A 21,832-nucleotide genomic window follows, 5' to 3' on the forward strand; every position below is an offset into this window, starting at 1 on the left:
ACATTCCTCCTATTATTTTATTGAACTGATAAAGGAGGAGGGAATCCAAATGGAGTATCTGCCCGTGAAAAAAGCATCATAAAGACAGAAAAAGACCGCTAGCTGCGGTCAAAATCTGTCCAATTAGACAGATATATTGTGGAATAAAGTTAATCCCTCCGCTAGCATTACCTAGATCAGGTTCACCGGTCGATAACAGTATCAGTTATCCTCTCAGCTCGTTGCTCAAGCTCCCGTTTACAAATTGTTTTGTACAGGAAACACAATATCATATGAGGGAATTGTTGGCAATAGATAAATAGATTTTCATTTAAAAAGATAAAGATACTGAAAAATAATTCCTAAAGTAGCAACAAAAACAATAGTCATTTTGTAAAAAAATTTATATAATCAAGAAAGGAATGAAGATTATTAGTTTTTACGATTACGGATTCGGGTATGTAACAAAAAACGACCATATCGAAGATTACGTGATGGATCGAATACAATTAAAAGACTATTGGTTGCTAATTATCCTCAGTACGATAAATGAAGCATAGAGCGAGCACATCCCGTTATAGGAGCTTTGCAAGAAATAATTGCCTATGATAAATTTATAAATGTTCATTACCGGTCAGAAAAATTAAATAGGAGTTGGAGAACACACATGAAAGTTGCTAAGTTTGGTGGATCATCAGTTGCGAGTGCAGAACAAATTAGAAAGGTTGCTAGTATTATAGAAGCAGACTCAGAGCGAAAAATCGTTGTCGTTTCTGCTCCAGGGAAACGTACAAGTGATGATACAAAAGTTACCGACCTTTTAATCAAGTTGGGTGAAACGATGATTGAAAAAGGGGCTGCAGAAAAAGAATTACAAGCTGTAATTGCTCGTTATGAAAGTATTGCGCAAGGGCTAGAGTTAGGTCAGGAAATCGTTGATACGATTGCAAAAGACCTTCAGGACAGAGTCGCCTTTGACCGTAGTCATACAGGAAAGTTTATGGACCAAATCAAAGCAAGTGGGGAAGATAATAACGCAAAATTAATTGCAGCTTATTTCCAAAGCAAAGGTATGAATGCGGAATATGTTAATCCTCAAGAAGCTGGGCTTTTCGTAAGTGATGAGCCAGGAAATGCACAAGTGTTACCAGAAAGTTACGACCATTTAAATCGTCTGCGTGAACGAGATGGTGTTTTGGTTTTTCCAGGATTTTTCGGATATTCTCCTGAAGGGACACTAGTTACATTCCCTCGTGGGGGTTCAGATATTACAGGATCAATTTTAGCTGCTGGGGTAGATGCTGAGTTATATGAAAACTTTACAGACGTGGATTCTGTGTTTGCAGCAAACCCAAATGTTGTTGAACAACCTGCGGAGATTAAGAAAATGACCTATCGTGAAATGCGTGAGTTGTCTTATGCTGGATTCTCAGTGTTTCATGATGAAGCGTTAATTCCAGCATTCCGTAAATCAATTCCGGTATGTGTGAAGAACACAAACAACCCACAAGCACCAGGCACGATGATTATCGCTGAAAGAGATTGCTTCGTTAATCCAGTTATCGGGATTGCATCAGATTCAGGCTTTTGTACCATTTTTGTTCGTAAGTACTTAATGAATCGTGAAATTGGTTTCGGTCGCAAATTACTTCAAATTATTGAGGATGAAGGAATTTCTTACGAGCATATCCCTTCAGGAATTGATGATACATCGGTTATTCTTCATGAAGACCAATTAGATGGAGAAAAAGAACTTCGAATCATTACTAGAATTAAGAAAGAGCTTGAAGTCGATGATGTCTACGTTGAGCGAAACTTTGCAATGATTATGATTGTTGGTGAAGGTATGCATAACACAGTAGGAATTGCTTCACGTGCAACGTCTGCTTTATCTAAAGCAGGAGTTAACATAGAGATGATTAACCAAGGGTCTTCTGAGGTAAGTTTAGTATTCGGTATCCACCAACAAGATGCAGATGAGGCAGTCCGTTCATTGTATGCTGAATTCTTTGGGTCAAAAACTGGACTTGAATAAGATAAGATTTTATACGTTTACTTTGTAAATAAATAGGAAACTGGGAAATTACTAGTTTCAAATCATTTAAGCCAAATTCACTGGGAACAAATACCTTTTGAATTTGGCTTATTTTGTCGAAAAAAGTATTGTTAGAACTTAAGTCCTATAGTAGAATGTTTTAATAGGAAACTTTTAATAGTAAAGTCGGAGGGAAGTATAGTGGAGAATACTAACGTACAACAACAGAGTTTAAGAGATAAAAACAGCGTGATGTTTATATTGCTAGTTATTATGGTTGCAATTTCAATAGGGTCAGTTTTTGGCTTTAATCTTGATTTAATGATGAGTGTGTTTATGATTGCTGGTGGTTTAAGTATCTTATCAGTCATCGGGTTTTTACATTTTACCAAAAGATATACAACTGCGATTCCCTATATAGCAGTTATCTCAAATATAGCTTTAACGTTTCCAAGCATTTTTTCAAATATTGATATTGGTTCAGCAAATTTATTTTTCTTTTTACTTGTTTTATCTGCTTTTTATTTAGAGAAAAAAGTGTATCTTGTAGGAGTTACAATAACGACAATTTCTATGGCTACATTTGCCGTATTACATGGCTTTGATGAAGCGATGATTGGTTATATCGTTATTTATGTCTTAGTCGCAATCCCTATTTCTCTAATGATTAAAATTGCAAATAAAACGAATCAAAAAATCGAACAGCTTCACGGTCAAATGGCAGAGACATTGGATGCAGAGCAGAAGCGACGAAATCATCTTCAGCAAAGTGGGAAAGTTATTTCTGATAAATTAGGAAATATTGAAAAAGAGTCACAACAAAACTTGATCTCAATGACTGAAATTAATACTGCCGTACAAGAAGTTACTGCAGGAACGGAAACTCAAACCGAATCCGTGAATTCGATTTTAGGTGCGATTGAGCAAACAAATAATCTAGCTAAAGATATGTTAGTGCAAGTAGAGCAATTGCGTATGCACAGTGAAAATGTAGAGGGTAACTCACGAGATGGTTCAGAACAGGTAAGTCAGTTAGACCATCGCGTTGTCTCGTTCCAACAGCTCATTGATAATATGGCTGTTGAAATGAAAAACTTAAGTTCGAGAATCAGTCAATCTCTTCATTCACTACATTCGATTCAAGAAATTACAGCACAAACCAACTTATTAGCATTAAATGCTTCCATTGAGGCAGCAAGAGCTGGAGAAAGCGGGAAAGGTTTTTCTGTTGTCGCTTCAGAAATTCGTAAATTAGCAGAAACAACAGAAAAGACAGCTTTAGAGATTTCAAACAACCTAACGGATATCGAATCAAGTAATCAACAAACACAACAACAAATGGAAACCATTTCTTCTGAAATGAAGTTAAATATCGATTCCACAAAGAAAACAAAGAATGCTTTTACAAATATTGATGAAGCAATTGATGCACTATTAACGGAATTTAAAAACTTTACTGACATTGCGACACAAATCGGTTCAAATACAAATGTAATCGAATCGTCAGTGAATGATTTTGCGGCAGTTCTTCAACAATCAACAGCATCACTAGAACAAGTTTCTGCTACTGTACAAAACCAGTCGGTCAGCAACAAAAACTTAAATGAGACAATTAAAGAAACAAACACGGAATTAGCAAACTTAACAAATGCAAATTCATAACATCAGCTAATAGGCTGTGATAAAAGGTTGTTTAAGACCTTTTGTCACAGTCTTTTTTTTTCAAAGATGGCTTTGCGGTTTTACTGATTGTTACAGTTTAATATTTTCTACAAGAGGAAAAAATCAAAGAATAAAAGTGTCCGAATGCTCATAAATGAGTGGTATGTATATAAAAAAATGGTTATGTAATAGAACTTGAATGGTGTCGCACAGTGTAAAAAACTCTCCTAATAATCTTCTATTTTCGTCATAGTATGTTCCTCATTAAGAATGACAATTTCCAATTACCGTATAGGAGTAAAGTTTTATTTTTTTTGGATAAAATGTAAGTCGAAACCGTGTCTTAAGTAATATTGTAATAACTGGAAGCTGATGGTAGAATTTTAAGGTGTTAAAAGTAGTAGTTTGTTTAGCTTATTCACTATAATTAACTTTCTGTTATAAATGAGTGAAAAAATTGTAATGGTATGAAATGAATTAATCGAATATTGTGATATATGATAATTGCTTCTGGCTTGTTCTTTATAAAGGTTTAACGGGTCTTTTTTCTATGTTTTTAAATGTAAAAAAATTGATTATAGATCGGAGCGAAGTTATCGTTTTTGTTTTCCATAACTCTCGCGAACACCCCCCTTTCTTTCAGTCCAGTTTGTTTATCATACCCTTTCCAAAAATAGGGAAAATATATTGTTGGTTCTAAAGACCCAATTACAAGGAGGTTTTTTATGAAATCGCAAAAAGTAAGAATTACAATTATTTTACTTGTATTTTCATTAGTTTTAATCCTTGGTGGAGTATTAAAACTAGCTGAAATCATCTAGCACGATGAAGGGAGTGTTCCATTATGAAAAAAATAAGTCTACTTATTATGGACAAAGATTCAGATTATATTGAGTCGGTTGCTCATTATTTACGAAACTCGGAATTTGCTTCTAAATTTGAGGTGAAATTATTTACACAGCAGTCATCTTTAGACCAATTTTTACAAACAGGAGCCCGTGTTCATATTTTACTAGGTTCGACACAAATGCTGCCTGAATCGTTCGATGCTACCGTTGATGTTGTCATCGGTCTTGAAGAAAGCATGTACGCAGATGAACGTGATTTTCCAATTATCTTTAAATACCAACCGCTTGCCCAACTGTTTTCAAAGGTTCTTTCTATTTATTATGAGCGTCATGGAAAAGCCCCTAAAAAAATACTCACGGGAGAGGAAAATACAGAAATTATTTCTGTATACTCAGCGTCAGGTGGTACGGGTAAAACGACATCCGCATTACATGTCGCTAAAGCACTAGCGGACCAGGAGTATCGTGTCTTTTATTTAAATTTAGAATTAATAAATTCAACCGCTTTGTTTTTTGCTGGTGAGGAAGATAATGTATCTGCTCCTATTTTATATTATCTAAAAACGAGTACCGAGCAGTTGCCGATGAAAATTGAAGCATTAAAAAAATATGACGACGATTTAGGAGTCGATGTTTTTCGAATGTTGCCAAGTGCTGAAGAGATGTTAGATTTGACGAGAGAACAAACAGAGCTTCTCTTACAAACGCTCTATGATTCTGGAAACTATGATTACATTATCGTAGACCTTGATATGGGGATTAGCCCGTGTGTATTAGCGACATTAGCTAAATCTTATCATGTCTTATGGTTAGTCAATTATGATGTGCAAAGCTTTTATAAAACAGGGTCATTACTTGAAGAACTCCATTCTATCTTACAAGACGGTGATTTTAGAGAAAAGGTAAGTATTGTGTTAAATCGCTATATGGGGAGCATCCCTGATGAGTTTGCTGATTTTGACTTGGACATTGAGGCGTATTTACCATACGTCCCAGAGTGGAAAGAAATCAAAGATGTAAACCAACTGTTGTCCACACCGATTTTTGCTGAATACATTCAAAAAATGATACAAACACTTATTGAAAAATCAAGAGGTGTTGAATATGCAAATTGACGAGCAGGTAATTCAAGAGCTCATCACAGAAATTCGAGAAACAATTAACTCAAATCGAACGATGGAGGATGCGCAATTAAAGGAGCACATTGAGGAAGTTGTCTTTGATTATTCAAAGCATAACCCACTAACCTCAAGCAAAATGAAGTGGCTTGTCCTCCGAATTTATAATGCCTTTCGAGGATTAGATGTGCTACAACCGTTAATTGATGATAAAACGGTAACGGAAATCATGATTAACAATTACGATGAAATATTTATTGAACGAGACGGCGAAGTTAGCCAAGTTGATACTCAGTTTGAAAGTTCGGAAAAGCTAGAGGATATCATTCAAATGATTGTTGGTAAGGTTAACCGAACCGTCAATGCGTCAACACCTATCGTAGATGCTAGATTAAAGGATGGTTCTCGTGTCAACGTCGTATTGCCACCTATATCGTTAAAAGGTCCGACAATGACGATACGTAAATTCCCAGAACAACCGTTAACGATGAAGGATTTAATCGATAAAGGTGCGCTTCAAGAAGATGTGGCTCTTTTCTTAGAAAAGCTTGTTGTTGCTAAGTACAACATTTTCATTGGTGGAGGTACAGGATCGGGAAAGACGACGTTTTTAAATGTGTTATCGAATTTCATCCCAAAGGGTGAGCGAATTATAACGATAGAAGATTCCGCCGAACTTCAAATCACTTCGGTACCTAATCTCGTAAGCTTAGAAACTCGTAACGCGAACACGGAAGGAAAAGGTGAAATTACAATTCGAGATCTCATCAAATCCTCACTGCGGATGAGACCTAATCGAATTGTTGTCGGTGAGGTCCGTGGCGCGGAAGCACTCGATATGCTTCAAGCGATGAATACTGGACACGATGGCTCACTGTCAACAGGTCATGCCAATTCCACAAATGATATGCTGAGTCGTCTTGAAACAATGGTGTTAAGTGGAGCGCAACTTCCGATAGAGGTTATACGTAAACAAATTAGTTCCGCCATCGATATCATGGTTCATTTAGCAAGACTCCGTGACCATTCTAGAAAAGTAGTGACGATAAGCGAAATCATCGGGGTTGAAAATGGGGACATTCAGCTCAATCCACTATATGAATTTGTAGAAGAAGGCGAAACAGCAGATGGGAAAATCATAGGCTCCTTGCAACCAACAGGAAATGAGCTTCATTATCAAAGTAAATTGAAAATGGCTGGTGTGGAATATACTCCATTATTGAGTGAGGTGAATTAACATCGAAATTTTAATTATTGGTTTAGGTGCAGTTGTACTGATTATCTTACTATTTTTAATTTTAGACCGAATTGGCAAAAGAAACAACGAACCAACTGAGGAAGAAACACCAACGGAGAAAAGGAAGACTGGAGAAGAGGTTGTTATTGACTACAATACATACAACATGAAGCCTCATGAATTTATTTTTTATGCTCTTATTGCTGCTTTATTCTTTTTTGCAATTGCCTTTATCTTTTACAAAAGCATTATAGCTTGTCTTATTTTTGCGAGTCTAGGGTTGCTTTATCCTAAATTTAAAAAGAGAGATTTAATAAAAAAACGCAAACATATGCTAAGTCAGCAATTCCAACAAGCGTTGTTTTCCTTATCCTCTTCGTTAGTAGCAGGGCGGTCGATTGAGAATGCATTCCTAGAAGTGTCAAAGGATTTAGAACTTCTTTATCCGGATCCTGATACATTCATCATTAAGGAATTTGAGATGATTAATCGTCGTGTGGAAAACAGAGAATCGATAGAGTCAGCGATTAAAGACTTTAGCCAACGAGCAGGAATTGAAGACATCACTAATTTCACCGAAGTGTTTGTAACGTGTAAACGGACAGGCGGAGACTTGGTTGAAGTCATTCGAAGAACGGCAAACATCATTAGTGAGAAAATTGAAATCCAACAAGAAATTGCTGTCATGGTCTCACAAAAAAAGTTTGAATCAAATGCATTATCTGTGGCGCCCTTAATTATGGTTGCGTTGCTGGCATATACATCAGGGGAATATATGGCTCCATTATACAGCTGGTCAGATGCCGGGCCGATTGTCATGACCGTTTGCTTAGCAATGATCGTGTTCTCGTATTGGGTAAGCAAACGAATAATGGATATAAAGGTGTGATGTAGATGCTTCCTATCATGATTTTTACAGGAGTCGTAGGTGGCGTGCTTGTGCTGTTATTTATACTAGCAGGGCAAAAATACAAGATTTTTATAGAAGAAAACAAAGCTGATTTTCAGTTGTTGTTTCTTGCTCCTGCTTCATTGTGTTTAATCGACAAACTGAAGCTAATGGAAAGGTTATCAGGAAAAATCGTTCATATCCAACAACGCATTGGAATGTTGTATGGAGGGAAACGAGTTGCTGAATATACACAAATGTTTATCGCACAGATTGTATCTGTTGTGTTCCTTTGCCTCTTAGGCGGTCCCCTATTTGGAATTATGGGTGAGGGGGACCAGCGCTTATTGATTTTCGGTGTAATTATCGCTTGTTTTATTCCATTTGTCTTAATTAAAAAGCTTGATGAAAAAACAGATAAACGTAAAAAAGATATCATATTTGAATTACCTGAGTTTGCAAGTAAAGTAGCTTTACTTGTCAATGCAGGGGAGACGGTGCAAAAAGCAATCATTCAATGCACCACATCCAAAAAAGAAGACCAAAACCCGCTTTATGTTGAATTAAATGAAGCGGTCACGAAACTGGAAAATGCAGAGTCCTTTCACGAGGTGATGGAGGAATTTAGTAAGAGATGTGGGACGCAGGAAGTTTCTGTGTTAACAACGACAATCCTCTTAAACTATCGCCGTGGAGGGAATCAATTGGCACTTTCGTTACGAGAACTATCCCGAGATTTATGGGAAAAACGAAAAGCCATTTCCAAAACAAGAGGGGAAGAAGCCTCATCAAAGCTTGTCTTCCCAATGGTATTAATTTTTATTGCAGTATTGCTTATCATAGCATTTCCTGCATTAAAAATATTAGGTTAATCAACCACTATCAATTGAAAGGAGAATGACTATGAACCTCGTAAAATCATTTTTCACGAACTTGTGGAACGATGAAGAAGGATTAGGAACACTTGAAATGCTTCTCATCGTTGCAGTATTAGTTGCGGTGGCTTTATTATTCGGTCGTAAGATTATCGAGTGGGTTGAAAAGATTATCTCTGATATTAACCCTACGCCACCTGGTACAAATATGTAATGTAGGAAACTAGAAAGAAGGGAAACTGAACTAATGAGCTTTCAACTAAAGAAAACTGTAAGAAAGCTGACTAATGATAATAGGGGGAGTTTCACGCTAGAAGCTTCCCTCGTTTTTCCTATCATCTTTATTATTACAATCGCACTGATTTTATTTAGCGTGTATATCTACGATAAAGTCGTTCTTTATCATAGAGCCCATATCATTGCAGAACGAATTGCATTTACATGGGATAACAGTAAAAAAGACTTTGAAGATGGATATTTTGATCCTGAATTATATACGACAATGCCCGGTGGAGATGGCTTATACTGGCGAAGCAATGCCATAGGTGGTGCTTTTGTTGAAAGAGCCACCAATGGAGCTATCGGCAATGGTCTAGTTAACCAAAAAGTTGGTAGTGGTAAAAGTAAGGGAGAACAATTAGTTCCCGGTGGGACAGTCACAGTGCAAGGTCCTAGTAGTATGGGATTAAACCGAAAAGTGACTGTTACAATATCAAGAGAATTAAACTTGCCATCCTTTGTCCAGTTAATTGCCGACAGTAACGTTACTGTCACTGCCTCTGCGTCAGTAAAAGACCCAGTGGAACTAATTAGGACAACCGACTTTATCTTTTATTACGGAGAACAAGTTAGTAACTACATTACAAATTAGTATGGTAGCTCTTCTTTTTAGAGGGAGGTGTTTAAGTTGAAGAAAATTATTCATAAAATCAGAACAGACATAAAAGGATCGGTCTCCATTTTTTTCATCCTTATCGTTGCAGCTGTTTTTTTATTTAATGCTGTGTTAATTGATTACGCTAGAATCCTAGCAGCTGATAAACAAACAGAATATGCAATCCAAAGTGCAGTTCGGTCGGCGTTAGCTTCTTATGATAATGATTTAAGAGAATTTGGTTTATTTGGAGTAGACGAAAGTAGTGTTTCAGACTTTGAGAATGTACTTAAAATGAATCTTGAACCACCAGAGGACAGTGGATTTAATTTCATTGATCCTAAAGTGGAAAGTGTTGATGTCGATTTCTCACGTGCACTTGCCCATCCAGAAATCATTCAGCACCAGATTTTAGAAGAAATGAAATACAAAGCACCGGTAGAAATCGTCAAAGAAATAATGGAGAAATTCACCTTTGTTTCAAGTGCAATGAAAGAAACGTCAGTCTTTATTGAATCTGTCGAAGCGATAAAAGATGATTTTGAAAGCAGAGAAGAAAAACTAGACACTGCCAAAAGTAAACTACTGATAGCAAAACAAAAAGTGAAGGACGGGTTGGAAAGAACGTTAGATATGCCCGGCCAAAGTTCATTCCCGGACGTATGGGACTTTGATGACATTGTCAATCATTATAACAAATACAAGCAAGACGTACCGAAAGAAATACAAGATTTACAAAAACAACTTGCCATCCTAAATCAACAAGAAGAACCAGAGGATGATGATGAAAAGCAAGAATTAGAAGATGAAAAAGAAGAAATAGAAGAGACGATAGAAGAGCTCGAACAAAGTTTAGTAGATTTTAAAAAAAATGCAGAAATGATTATTTTGTATATGGTGTTGAGTGCTGAACAAGCGTTAGGCGAGTTAAATGAAGCAAAGGCTCTCGTTGAACAAGCAGAACAGCTAAATCAGCAAATGAAAACGACGATAAATCAAAATCAAAATGCTGCAGAACAAAACTATGGGCAAGCGATCTCAAAGTCTGACCCTCCTCCTAGTGGTGCAAATGGGAATGATTTGCAAGGTGCAATGGACTCGATAAAAGAAAATGCAGGTAAAATAGAAGAATATGTCTATGATCCTGCAAAAGATGGCTATGATTATTTCGGTGATTATAAGCAAGCCATCAATCAAGCGATATCGCAACTTGAACCGATTCCTTTATATCTAAGTATGATTTATAACAATTTTGATAACCAAACTAAAAACTCATTACAATCAGCAAAAAGTACACTTGAAAACAATGTAAGCAACGCGTTAGATGCAATTAATTTAGCGTTGGCGATCGAAGAAGGTACCGCAGACACACAACGAAAACATTTTGACCCAGACCTTGAGTACTACAATGAGGAAGATGCTGAAAATGCAGAGGATGAAAAAGAAAATGCGGAATCGATGCTAGAAGAAGAACTTGCAGACCTTTACAACCAAATATCAGGTGATATGGCAATTTACAATGAACTGAGTACTCTTTTTTCTCAATACAATGCATTTATAGAGGAAAATAATTTAGAAGGCCATTTAGATAAATTAGATTTAAGTGGCGATGCCAGTTCAAGTGCTAAAGATGCTATGCGACTCATTGATACGTTGTTTAGAAACTTAGGAGATTTATTAATTACCTCGCGCAATGAGCTGTACATGAATGAATACATTCTGATGAACTTTAACAGTGCAGTACCAAATAACATAACAAATCCGAACGATTATAAATTTGAAAACCGTGAAGTAGAGTACATTCTATACGGAATTGAAGAATCAGGAGCAAACTACGGTGCTGCACTAACACAGCTTTTTGCCATTCGCTTTGCACTTAGGTTTATAGATGCGTTTACAAGAACAGAAGTGAGAGGTGCTGGGCATCCTGTATTAGTTTTTGTAGCTGCTTTAGCTTATGCCCTAAAAACGTCAATAAAAGATGTTAAAGATTTAGCTTCTAGTGATCCAGTACCTCTAATTAATGAGACCCTAACAAATCCTGTTTTTATAAGAGTAGTTTATCGAGACTATTTACGGCTGTTTTTGTTTATGAATCCAAGTGGTGACAAACGCTTAATGCGTGTTATGAGTGTTATACAGTATAAATCAGGAGTAGATTTAACAACAAGAATGTCATATGTAAATGGTAGTGTGACTACTTCAACAAGATTGTTATTTATACCTGAAATTGCTAATACCTTAAACATAGTAGGAGTTCTAAACGGTAATGTAAACGGGAATCGTTATGAATATCAAAAAGAAGCAAACTTTTCATACTAAATAAGGGAGTGAATGAATTTGAAACGATTTTTATTTTTAGTATCAATATTAGTCTTATCGGTAGTTGTTGGTTGTAGTAATGGTGATACCAACGATGTACCAGGAAATCAAGAACAGGAAAAATCAGGAACTGAGAATATTGAAGTGAATAATGAACAAATTGAGGATGAAGATATATCCAACGAAAATGCCGACAATAAAGAATCTTCAGGGAATGGGAAGGCAGAAGATGCCACCTTGAAACTTGGTGAGACAGGATTTATGAAAAGTCCAATAGGTGAATATGAAATTACGGTACACAACGTTAGGTTAGTTGACAAAGTAGGAGATTATCCCCCGCTTACTGACAGTTTTTTTGTCTTTAATGTATCTATAACTAATATTGGCGATAACACTATCTCGGGTAGTGATGTAGTTATTTCAGATTTATTTAATGAAGAGGACAGAAAGTCGGGAAGTTTAATTCTTGAAGAAATAAATGTTATTGATGAAGATATAGAGCCAGGTGAAACGGTTGAAGGAGAGATATTGTTTGACCAATCGTTTTCAGACAGTTACAGCTTAATATTTGGATACGCAATAATTACATCAAATGAACTAACTTGGAACTTTTCTTTTGATGAAATTGATAAGTAATTGTGTGATTGGTTAAACACAATTGTTAGAAGATGAGAAATATTTTTTTGTGGAAAAACCTTATTTTCTAACATAAAGGAGAGGGGAGTTTTGAAACAACACAAGGCATATATTTGATTTTTTTTGTAATTATTTTATTAGCTGTATGCGCAGAAAAAAATAGCGATGAAGTAGCTGGCGATGTATTGCAAGAAGAAACAAATGAAGAACCTACAATTAGTAAAGCAGATAAGGAAGTTTCATCAGATAGTGGAAAGGTAGAAGATGCCAATTTACTGCTTGGTGAAACAGGAATAATGAAAAGTCCTGTAGGAGCATATGAGGTCACAGTTCATTCTGTTAAAACTACCGACCAAGTTGGAGAGTTCACACCAAAATAAGGCCTATATTTTATAGCAAATGTATCAATTACAAACATTGGAGATACGGTTATTCCAGGAGAAGAGGTCGCAAGGTCTGTTTTATTCGATGACCAAGAGTGAAGAGCTGAAAGTAGATACAATGAAACCATTAATCATATTGAAGGTGACATTTCACCAGGTGAAACTGTCGAGGGAGAAGTTTACTTCGACCAATCTGTGTCTGAAGTGTATAGTCTCATATTTGGATATGCAATTATCACTTCAAACGAACTTTCATGGAACTTTTCACATGATGAAATTGAAAACTAATATAAGTTTTTAATTGATTGGAGTTTATTCCTGTAAATATAGGATGAAGCTAGAGAATCTAAGCAGGTATTACCCTAGGTGAAACAGGGTTATATGACACACCTGTCGGTAAATTTGATATAACTGTTCACTCTGTAAAGATTTCTGAATCAGAGGGGGAGCATTTTCCGATAAGCGATGTATTTCTTATATTCGATATCTCTTTAAAAAATAACCACAATGAGGAAGTAAACAGTATCGATATTTTAAGGTCAGTCTTATTTAATGAAAACGAAACAAGTAGTGGCAATCAGTTTCATCTGGATTTTATAGAAGAATTCCCTATAACTGTTAGTCCAGGTGAAACGGTCACTGGCCAATTAATTTTTGACCATTTCGAGTCAAGTTATTATGAGTTAGTTTTTGGTCATGCATTGCCTGCTGAAGATATAATTTGGAGATTTAATATAGACGAAGCGGAATAAAATTCTTTGTTAACATCGCAAACAGAGCTGACATGTAGGAAGAGTTAGCTCTCACTAAGAAGGATGTGAAAGCAAAATTGAAACATTTTAAAAGTCTATATCTATCTATAATTATTATGGTGCTTTTGGCAGCATGTGCAGAAAAAAATAGTGATCAGGTAGCTGGAGACTTATCGGATAAAGAAACAGTTACCCCAAATGAAGATTCTACAAGTGTAAAAGTAGAGAATGTTTCTTCAGATAAAGGGAAAGCAGAAGATGCCATCTTAGAACTTGGAGAATCGGGTATCATGAGCAATCCAGTTGGAAAATATGAAATCACAGTGAAATCGGTGAGGACGTTAGATAAATTAGGCGAGTTTGACCCATTAATGGATTTATTTTTTGTCTTCACTGTATCTATTAAAAATATAGGTGACAAAGCCATTTTGGGTGAAGAGGTAGCAGTCTCAGATTTATTTAGAGATGAAACTAGTAGACAAGGAAGCTTTCTTCACGAAGACATCGACAATTTTAAAGGTGAAATTGCTCCAGGTGAAACGGTTGAGGGAGAAATAGTATTTAATCAAGCTATTTCCGAAGATTATAGCCTGGTATTCGGTAGTTCGCTCATAACTTCAAATAAACTAACATGGAATTTCGACTATGAAGAAATAAGTAAATAAATCGGTAAAAGTGAATTATCTTTTTAGCATTTATTCTATCAATTCTATTACTTCAATGGTGGTAACTAATCTAGCGAATGGAGGTGATTGGAGTATTAAAAAAGATTTTATATGTAATTGTACTCGTTGTTACTATTTTATTAGTAGGAGCTTGTAATAATGAAGCAAGTCCTGCACAAGAAGTAGCTAGTAGTCAGGATAGCGAAACGAAGGCTGACAAACTAGATTCATCTGAGAATAGAAATGCAATTTTAAGCTTAGGTGAGACTGGAATCTATGATACTCCTGTAGGGGTTTTTGATATAACAATACACTCCGCACAAATCCTTGAATCAGCGGGAGAAGTATTTCCGCATAATGAAGTGTTTATATTATTGGATGTTACATTAACCAATAATCATTCTGAAGTGGTAAATTCAATCGATATATTGCGCTCAGTTATTTTTAGTTTTGAAAAAACAATGAATGAGAGTATCTTTCACTTACAATTGAACGAAAAATTCCAAGAAACAGTTGCTCCAGGAGAGTCTGTTAAAGGACAATTACTTTTTGATAGCTTTATATCCGAATCTTACGAAGTAATATTCGGTTATGGGTTGCCAGCAGAAGACCTTATCTGGCACTTTAAGGCAGATGAAGCTGACTAAAAGTTTTGCTAGTTTAGCAGTATGGAAGTTTCATAGATTCACGTATAGGAGGTGGAAGTCATTGAATTTTCGGAAAAATGAAGACGGTGGGATTACGTTAGAAGCTGCCATTTTTATGCCATTCTTTATACTATTTTTAATTTTTCTTATCTTTATGATTAAGTTTGCGATTACCGATATTGCGTTGAATCGTGCAGTATCTGAGACAGCCAAGCAAATTGCGACTCAGGCCTATCCGGTTCATAAGGTGATTAAGCTAGGAGAAGCAGGGGCAATTTCATATTTGGAAGGAAAGCCACATTATCAGGATATGGTTGAAGATCTTAGTAATAATAGGGATGCGATTGTAGACGAGTTAAAAGAAGCATTGGGAGAAGATGGGTACCAAACGTTAATTAGTGACCCTATCAATCAAGGGGTTAGCTATGTGTTGGATACGGCTGCGATTGCCTTTCTTACGCCAATCGTTCAACTGTATTTAGAAGATGCTCATGACCTTGGCTTTATTGATAAAGAAAAGGTGGAGGTTGTTACTCCCGTGTTATTTCCTAATTTGGTTAGTGATGGTGGAAATAAATACGTTTTAATTACGGCTGAATATGACATTGTGCTTCCGATTCCCTTTATTGAACAAACCTATACGATCCGAAAACAAGCGTATGAACGAGCTTGGTTGGGATCATAAGAGAGGGTTATGACGTGGAATATTATTATATTTTATTAGCGATTTTATTAGCAATTGGTTTTTATACCGATGTCCGCACTAGTTTGTTGCCGAATTGGTTAACGATGAGTGGGGTCGTCTGTGGTCTCCTTTTTCATGTGATTATGAATGGGATAAGCGGTCTTTTGTTTTCCTTACTTGGCATGTTCGTTTCAGCGGGAATTTTATTATTATTGTATGTGTTTAAGGCGTTAGGTGCCGGAGATGTGAAACTGTTCGCTGCTATTGGCGCGATAACGGGAATGCAATTTTCATTATATGCACTTATGTATTCTATTATATTTGCTGGAATGATCGGTCTTGTTTTACTACTAGTCCGTCGAGAGTTTGTCAGAAGAATGTTCTATGCTTGTTATCGCATTTTTAATTCTATCTTATCACGAGATATGAAAGGGTTAGATGATTTTAAGAAGTTTGAAAGTACACGGTTTCCGTTTATGTATGCCGTCCTGCCAGGTGTCTTACTTACCGTTTATTATTTTTTGTAAAAAGGAGGAATTTCAGTGACTCAATCGATTTATGGATTGACGTATGATTTTGAACAACAAAATGGCAATCATATCGTTTTTTTAGGTTATTATCACAAGAACATTGTTAGTCAAGACCTTGCGCCAATTCAAGTAAAAATGATCCAAGCGAATCCAATACCTAAGCTATTGCCTCTTGAAGTAGAAGAAATCGATTTTAATGTAAAACTTTATTATAACTTTACTGGAAAACGAATGTTATCACAGGTGTTACGAGATACGAAATTAACGTTGTCACAGTATTATGAATTGTTATATCAGTTGGTGTCGGTTGTCGACAAAAGCAAAGAATATATGTTAAATGAACAAAATTACATCCTGCATCCTGACTTTATTTTTGTGGATTCAGCGGTTACCGATGTGTATGTGACGTATCTTCCGCTTGTAAAGGTTGAGGAAATGCCGGTGCTTACCAACCAACTCAAGCAACTGGTCATTGATTTAGTTGGACATATCAATGAGCTACAGGGAGACGGGGTACAACAGCTTATTCAATATTTTAATGAGTCCCCATGTAATGTGAGTGAGCTTAAAAAGAAATTGGCTCATTACAAGAGCACGGCTTCAAACCATGTACAACAAAACGCGGTACGACCTACACCAACACCAGTGCCTCAGCCACAACCTACGATACAAGAACTTCCAAAGCCAGTTCGTACCGAAGAGAAAAAGTCACCAAGCAAAAAACAAAAGAAATCACCTGCTCAGGAAGTGGCGCCGTCTTCTAAGCAGAAGAGTGTGACACCGAAAGCAAAGTCTAAAGAAGTCACTCTTCAAGCTGTAGGAACAGAAGAAGAACCAAAAAAACCAAAACCATTAGTGATTGGTTTAATTATGGTACTAGCACTGCTTGGGATATGGAAGTTGTATGAAATGATGCCAAGCGAAGGAATGCTCTTTATTTGTAGTGGTCTTAGCTTATTGGCTTTTACAATGGTTTACTTTTTCTTCTATGTTCGAGTACCGAAACGTGTAGAACAAGTTGATGTCACAGAGCAACCAGTCACATCTAAGCCAAATGCGGTTCGTAAAAAGAAGAAAGCAGCACCGATTGAGCCAGTCCAATCACCAGCTAAGGTTGAAGCACCGCCTATTCCAAAAGAGGACGTTCTTCAAACCCAGCAAGCGGCTACATCAGAAAAAGAGTATTTTGCATCGTTACGTGACCAAACGACGTTACTTCATGAAGCTGGCGAGACGGTTGTGTTAGGACATGATGACCAAGAGCTTCAACAAAACGGGCCTTTACTTGAGGTTGAAAGAAATGGAACAGTCGAAAGAATTTACATTCGTCAGAACCCATTTGTCATTGGGAGAAACCCAGCAACGGTTCAATATGTTGAAGAGACGACAGGAGTGTCACGTATGCATATTGAGTTCGTGACAAATGAAGAGAAGGTACTTGTTAAAGATTTAGGGTCCAAAAATGGTAGTAAATTAAATCATGAGGCTATGGTTCCATATAAACCTTATTTGCTTTCTGATGGAGACCAAATCGTAATTGGAAAAGTGTCCTATACCTACAAGAGGATATAAGCGATGGTAGAACATCCGATTCAATTTGGTTTGTCTACTCATAAAGGTACTAAAAAAGAATGGAATGAAGACCATATGTTTGCTAGAAGGGCCAGTCTAGCAACGGGTAAAGAGATGGCCATTATGGTAGTGGCTGATGGCATGGGGGGTTATCAAGGCGGAGCAAAAGCTAGTCGTTTTGTTATTGATGCCATCAGTGAATTATGGAACCAACGTGTGTATGACGTATTACAAACGCCAGATCCTCTTCATATGTTAAGCCAAGAGCTCAATGAACTTCTTCATGCCGTTAACTCACAACTTATCCATATGAGTGCGGTCCATAAAATGGGGACAACGGTTTCTATACTTGTGTTATATGAAGGATATTATCTTGTGTGTCATGTTGGTGATTGTAGAATCTATCAACTACGAAAATTCAAAGACGATACGTCGCAAAAACCAGGAGAGCTCTCCCTTGAAACAAAGACGTTATCTTTAGATGTGACAGAAACGCTCCCAATGCATGGGAAATCGCGCCAATTCCAACAAGTCACAGAGGATCAATCTTGGGTTCAGCAACAAGTAAAGCTAGGCTTTTTGAACAAGGCAGAAGCGGACTATCATCCGAAAAGGAATATATTGCTTCAATGCTTAGGAGTAGAAAGTCAAATCGTTCCTTACCTTAGAGTGGGGACATATGAGGCAAATGATTTATTTTTTCTTTGTAGCGACGGATTTTATACCGTTTTTCCAGAGGATGAAATCGAAAGGTTACTCCTTCGCTTACTTGAAAAGCCTGATGTGAATTTACAGCAAGTTTGTGAACAACTCATTTGTATCGCCAATGAACATGGGACAAAAGACAATGTATCAGTAGGGTTAGTAACACAGCCTATCCAGACAAGGAAGCGGGCACGTTTCTTTCATTTATTTTCCTATATTATTGAGCAGATAAAAGGTCGGGAACGGAAGAGAGGATGACTAAGATGAGAGTGGAAACAGCCCAAGTTACGGATATCGGAACAAAGAAAAAAACAAATCAAGATGCTTTATTAATGAAAACCGCAAGAACACCAAATGGTCTGGTTGGATTATTTGTTGTATGTGATGGCATGGGCGGTTTATCCCAAGGAGAATTAGCCAGTGCAACGGTGATACAAGGGATGGCAACGTGGTTTGACGAACAATTGCCACTCTATCTAAAAGATGAGGCGTTTAGAGAGAGGGTTCCTGCGCTTATTGAAGACTGCATCAGAAACTTACATGAGAAAATCCATTTGTACGGTGAAGCTGAAAATATGAAATTAGGTACGACCGTCACTGCGATGTTTCTCGTTTATGATACATATTATGTGGCGCATGTTGGTGACAGCCGAGCCTATTGTCTGAGCAACAAGCTTACGAGGTTAACGGTTGACCAAACGTTAGTAGCAAGGGAAATCGAACGAGGGAATTTAACGGAAGCACAAGCAAAAGAACATCCAAAGCGCAATGTTCTATTGCAGTGCATTGGTGCGTCTAAAGACATTGATGTTGTGTTTACAACAGGTAAGGTTGAGGATGGGGCGATTTATGTTCTTTGTTCTGATGGGTTTTGCAATTTATTATCTGATGAGGAACTTTTTTTGCATATGACGACGCCAGCTGTACAACAGGAAGCTGATTTAACGCAAAAGATTACAGAGTTAATTGATATCGTTAAACAAAAACAGGAAACAGACAACATAACGGCAATGGCTATTAAAGTCAGGCTATAGGAGGGGGTGGTCCTTTGCTACATATTGGAGAAGTAATAGACAACCGCTATGAGGTAATCAAGGAAATCGGTCGAGGTGGTATGAGTGTCGTTTATTTAGCGATGGACCAGCGTTTGCATAAGTTTCTTGTCATCAAAGATATACGCAAACGAGATCAATCGATGAACAAACTTTTGCTCGACAGTCTTGTTGCTGAAGCGAATCTACTTAAAAAGCTAGACCATGCGGCGTTACCGAAGATTTATGACATTATTGATGTGAAGGGTGCCATTTATGTCGTTATGGATTTTATTGAAGGTGAATCGTTAAAAGAGAAAATAAAGCGGGAAGGTGTAATTTCCGCGTCTCTTGTAATTGATTGGGCCACACAACTTAGCGATGTACTGGATTATTTGCACACAAGAAAGCCAAACCCCATTATTTACCGAGACATGAAACCAGATAACGTTATGCTTACTCCTGAAGGAAAAGTGAAGTTAATTGATTTTGGTATTGCACGGGAATACAAGGTTGAAAGTTCAACAGATACCAAAAACTTAGGAACAGAGTTATACGCAGCACCAGAGCAAATATCCAATAAGCAAACAGATAGTCGCTCAGATATTTATAGCTTGGGAATCACACTATATCATCTTGTTACTGGAAAAACGTTAAATGAACCCCCGTTTGAATTAAAACCTATTCGCTACTGGGATCCTAGCTTACCTGAAGGATTAGAACATATCATCGAAAAGTGTACACAGTCTCAACCGGACCTTCGATACCAAAGCTGTGAAGAGTTACGGTATGACCTTGTCAATATCAAAAAACTGACAAAAGAATATCGGAAAAAAATGAAAAAAAGCTTAACGTTATTTTTAATTCCTTTTCTTTTATTTATTGGTTTTACAACGACTTCAGTTGTCGGGTATACCGGCATAAAAGAAGAGCAATTTCAAGATTATATGAACATTATTAATCAATCGAATCGCTATGTCCTCGATGGTAATCCAACACAGGCGATTGAGTTGCTTGAATATGCGATTACAAACGTGGATAGAAGACGAGCGGAAGCCTACTTAAATATGCTTGATATATATAGCAGTCAAAACGAAATCGATACGGGCTTAGCGAAAATTCAAAGTTATATGAATGACGGCTATGGAAGAATCCACCGCAACGATGAAATCCTGTTTAAAATCGCTATGACCTATTTTGATGATAAAAGAGATTATGCTGCCGCCCTGCGCCATTTCGACCAAATCAATGAAAAGAATATACCCGATGTTACTTATTATAAAACGTTAGCAACGATGATGGGCAGTATGAATATTGATTACTCACAGTTTTCAGAAAGGTTGCTTGAGTTTAAAGAATATAATGACAGCTTACCAAATAGCAGCAAGCGTATCGATAACTACAATACGTTAGCTAACATTTATAGCTCTTATAAAGGTCAAATTGAAGGGGCAAATACATACACGATTGAAATCGTATCAACCGCATTTGAGCTGTTAGAAACGCTTGGGGATGAGCAATTATTTTTTCGTTATGAATTAGATTTTGAACATAAACTAGCACAAGCCTATCATAGCCGAGCAATCAATGCCAATGACCAGACCGAAGCAAGAGAAGATTACATGAAAGCGATTGATCATTATTATCAATTAATAGAACTTGATGTAGCAAACTTAGAAGATGTTATGGTCAGAATCGGTGTCATCTATCAGAACATGGGAGAGTACTCTCAAGCGATTGAACAATTTGAACGTACAATTACTCAATATCCTGATAGTTTAGATGCCTATGTCCGATTAGTAAATCTATTACTTGATATTGAACAAAGTAAGTCTGAAGGCAATCGAAACTTTAATAGAGCCGTTCAAACGTATAAAAAAGCAAGTCGCATCACAGATGCAAGTCAAGAAGAAACGTTTAGCCGTGTTACAAGAAGATTGACGAATTTAAATCTACTAGAGAGATAAGGAGGGGAATGGATTGGTCAACCAAGTGATGTTTTATGGGGGAATGGCAGGAGCCTTTGTCACGTTACTAGTAACCGTCATAGCCTTTATGAAGCTAAATATGTTGCAAGTCTTGCAAGACTTAACAGGATTACGTTTGGTTAGAGGCAAAGAGTCTTTCTCCTCCACAGGGGTACGTCGAAACAAAAAAACATCAAGCCAAATCAAAGTACGAAAAAAGGAGGTTGCTGCTGGGGTCACAACTGAATTGGCACCTACTGAATTTTTACATGGACAGGATGTTTTGGCTGAAACGATGATTCTTGATGACGACATGGGAGAAACAACGATACTAACATCACTGATTGTTGAAAAAGAAGAAGATTTTAAAAAAGAGATTGATATTGTGATAGTGCATTCTACTATAAAATTATAAAGGAG

Annotated in this window: 21 protein-coding genes and 1 riboswitch; all 21 genes read left to right on the forward strand. The window is 36.9% G+C overall.

All coding sequences use genetic code 11. The annotated features are described in order from the left end of the window. Positions 1 to 136: 136 nt before the first annotated feature. A riboswitch (TPP riboswitch) is annotated at positions 137 to 246 on the reverse strand. A gap of 400 nt (positions 247 to 646) precedes the next feature. The 21 genes from BK585_RS08495 to BK585_RS08600 all read left to right on the forward strand — a co-directional run bounded on the left by BK585_RS08495 (position 647) and on the right by BK585_RS08600 (position 21,827). After that, entirely contained in the window at positions 647 to 2,014 is a 1,368-nt protein-coding gene (locus BK585_RS08495) for an aspartate kinase (protein WP_078553030.1), read from the forward strand. 201 nt (positions 2,015 to 2,215) lie between these two features. Beyond that, on the forward strand, positions 2,216 to 3,676 hold the full coding sequence (locus tag BK585_RS24975; protein ID WP_078553031.1) for a methyl-accepting chemotaxis protein: 1,461 nt from the start codon (positions 2,216 to 2,218) through the stop codon (positions 3,674 to 3,676). A gap of 844 nt (positions 3,677 to 4,520) precedes the next feature. Next, positions 4,521 to 5,639 (forward strand): AAA family ATPase, encoded by a 1,119-nt coding sequence (locus BK585_RS08505; protein WP_078553032.1) that lies wholly within the window; start codon positions 4,521 to 4,523, stop codon positions 5,637 to 5,639. After that, positions 5,629 to 6,879 carry a TadA family conjugal transfer-associated ATPase gene (locus BK585_RS08510; RefSeq protein WP_078553033.1) on the forward strand — a complete coding sequence of 417 codons (1,251 nt, stop codon included), beginning with the start codon at positions 5,629 to 5,631 and terminating at the stop codon, positions 6,877 to 6,879. Before BK585_RS08505 ends, BK585_RS08510 begins: the two co-directional genes overlap by 11 nt. A gap of 166 nt (positions 6,880 to 7,045) precedes the next feature. Then, entirely contained in the window at positions 7,046 to 7,768 is a 723-nt protein-coding gene (locus BK585_RS08515) for a type II secretion system F family protein (RefSeq protein ID WP_078553034.1), read from the forward strand. A 5-nt stretch (positions 7,769 to 7,773) separates the two neighbouring features. Next, the gene (locus BK585_RS08520) at positions 7,774 to 8,640 is read left to right on the forward strand and encodes a type II secretion system F family protein (protein ID WP_078553035.1); all 867 of its coding nucleotides are present in this window, start codon (positions 7,774 to 7,776) and stop codon (positions 8,638 to 8,640) included. A gap of 31 nt (positions 8,641 to 8,671) precedes the next feature. Next, entirely contained in the window at positions 8,672 to 8,857 is a 186-nt protein-coding gene (locus BK585_RS08525; protein ID WP_170885513.1) for a Flp1 family type IVb pilin, read from the forward strand. A gap of 33 nt (positions 8,858 to 8,890) precedes the next feature. Further along, on the forward strand, positions 8,891 to 9,514 hold the full coding sequence (locus tag BK585_RS08530) for a hypothetical protein (RefSeq protein ID WP_078553037.1): 624 nt from the start codon (positions 8,891 to 8,893) through the stop codon (positions 9,512 to 9,514). Positions 9,515 to 9,550: 36 nt separating this feature from the next. After that, positions 9,551 to 11,839 (forward strand): DUF5702 domain-containing protein, encoded by a 2,289-nt coding sequence (locus BK585_RS08535; protein WP_078553038.1) that lies wholly within the window; start codon positions 9,551 to 9,553, stop codon positions 11,837 to 11,839. Between the two features lie 18 nt (positions 11,840 to 11,857). After that, a complete protein-coding gene (locus BK585_RS08540) occupies positions 11,858 to 12,475 on the forward strand; it encodes a DUF4352 domain-containing protein (protein WP_170885514.1) in 618 nt (205 codons plus the stop codon). A gap of 113 nt (positions 12,476 to 12,588) precedes the next feature. Further along, entirely contained in the window at positions 12,589 to 12,855 is a 267-nt protein-coding gene (locus BK585_RS08545; RefSeq protein WP_078553040.1) for a hypothetical protein, read from the forward strand. 359 nt (positions 12,856 to 13,214) lie between these two features. Then, on the forward strand, positions 13,215 to 13,610 hold the full coding sequence (locus BK585_RS24835; RefSeq protein ID WP_078556705.1) for a DUF4352 domain-containing protein: 396 nt from the start codon (positions 13,215 to 13,217) through the stop codon (positions 13,608 to 13,610). Between the two features lie 77 nt (positions 13,611 to 13,687). Continuing rightward, entirely contained in the window at positions 13,688 to 14,275 is a 588-nt protein-coding gene (locus BK585_RS08560) for a DUF4352 domain-containing protein (RefSeq protein WP_078553042.1), read from the forward strand. A 77-nt stretch (positions 14,276 to 14,352) separates the two neighbouring features. Further along, positions 14,353 to 14,922 (forward strand): DUF4352 domain-containing protein, encoded by a 570-nt coding sequence (locus tag BK585_RS08565; protein WP_078553043.1) that lies wholly within the window; start codon positions 14,353 to 14,355, stop codon positions 14,920 to 14,922. Positions 14,923 to 14,983: 61 nt separating this feature from the next. Beyond that, positions 14,984 to 15,607, forward strand: a complete 624-nt coding sequence (locus BK585_RS08570; protein WP_078553044.1) for a TadE/TadG family type IV pilus assembly protein — start codon at positions 14,984 to 14,986, stop codon at positions 15,605 to 15,607. A 14-nt stretch (positions 15,608 to 15,621) separates the two neighbouring features. Then, positions 15,622 to 16,134: an A24 family peptidase gene (locus BK585_RS08575; protein ID WP_078553045.1), complete on the forward strand. Its 513-nt coding sequence runs from the start codon at positions 15,622 to 15,624 to the stop codon at positions 16,132 to 16,134. Positions 16,135 to 16,149: 15 nt separating this feature from the next. Further along, on the forward strand, positions 16,150 to 17,709 hold the full coding sequence (locus BK585_RS08580) for a DUF6382 domain-containing protein (RefSeq protein WP_078553046.1): 1,560 nt from the start codon (positions 16,150 to 16,152) through the stop codon (positions 17,707 to 17,709). Positions 17,710 to 17,712: 3 nt separating this feature from the next. Further along, positions 17,713 to 18,672: a PP2C family protein-serine/threonine phosphatase gene (locus BK585_RS08585; RefSeq protein WP_078553047.1), complete on the forward strand. Its 960-nt coding sequence runs from the start codon at positions 17,713 to 17,715 to the stop codon at positions 18,670 to 18,672. A gap of 5 nt (positions 18,673 to 18,677) precedes the next feature. After that, a complete protein-coding gene (locus BK585_RS08590) occupies positions 18,678 to 19,448 on the forward strand; it encodes a PP2C family protein-serine/threonine phosphatase (protein WP_078553048.1) in 771 nt (256 codons plus the stop codon). Between the two features lie 14 nt (positions 19,449 to 19,462). Continuing rightward, positions 19,463 to 21,412, forward strand: coding sequence for a protein kinase domain-containing protein (locus BK585_RS08595; RefSeq protein WP_078553049.1), 1,950 nt, complete (start codon positions 19,463 to 19,465; stop codon positions 21,410 to 21,412). 13 nt (positions 21,413 to 21,425) lie between these two features. Next, on the forward strand, positions 21,426 to 21,827 hold the full coding sequence (locus tag BK585_RS08600) for a hypothetical protein (RefSeq protein ID WP_078553050.1): 402 nt from the start codon (positions 21,426 to 21,428) through the stop codon (positions 21,825 to 21,827). The last annotated feature ends 5 nt before the right edge of the window (positions 21,828 to 21,832 follow it).

It is taken from the genome of Bacillus alkalicellulosilyticus, assembly GCF_002019795.1.
In the GTDB taxonomy this organism is placed as follows: domain Bacteria; phylum Bacillota; class Bacilli; order Bacillales; family Bacillaceae_F; genus Bacillus_AO; species Bacillus_AO alkalicellulosilyticum.

Excerpts from the sequence above, each read along its gene's own strand:
- BK585_RS08530 (WP_078553037.1), top strand. The coding sequence starts at position 8,891 with ATGAGCTTTCAACTAAAGAAAACTGTAAGAAAGCTGACTAATGATAAT.
- BK585_RS08515 (WP_078553034.1), top strand. The coding sequence starts at position 7,046 with ATGAAGCCTCATGAATTTATTTTTTATGCTCTTATTGCTGCTTTATTC.
- BK585_RS08565 (WP_078553043.1), top strand. The coding sequence starts at position 14,353 with ATGGAGGTGATTGGAGTATTAAAAAAGATTTTATATGTAATTGTACTC.
- BK585_RS08590 (WP_078553048.1), top strand. The coding sequence starts at position 18,678 with ATGAGAGTGGAAACAGCCCAAGTTACGGATATCGGAACAAAGAAAAAA.
- BK585_RS08510 (WP_078553033.1), top strand. The coding sequence starts at position 5,629 with ATGCAAATTGACGAGCAGGTAATTCAAGAGCTCATCACAGAAATTCGA.
- BK585_RS08505 (WP_078553032.1), top strand. The coding sequence starts at position 4,521 with ATGAAAAAAATAAGTCTACTTATTATGGACAAAGATTCAGATTATATT.
- BK585_RS08525 (WP_170885513.1), top strand. The coding sequence starts at position 8,672 with ATGAACCTCGTAAAATCATTTTTCACGAACTTGTGGAACGATGAAGAA.
- BK585_RS08495 (WP_078553030.1), top strand. The coding sequence starts at position 647 with ATGAAAGTTGCTAAGTTTGGTGGATCATCAGTTGCGAGTGCAGAACAA.
- BK585_RS08585 (WP_078553047.1), top strand. The coding sequence starts at position 17,713 with ATGGTAGAACATCCGATTCAATTTGGTTTGTCTACTCATAAAGGTACT.
- BK585_RS08520 (WP_078553035.1), top strand. The coding sequence starts at position 7,774 with ATGCTTCCTATCATGATTTTTACAGGAGTCGTAGGTGGCGTGCTTGTG.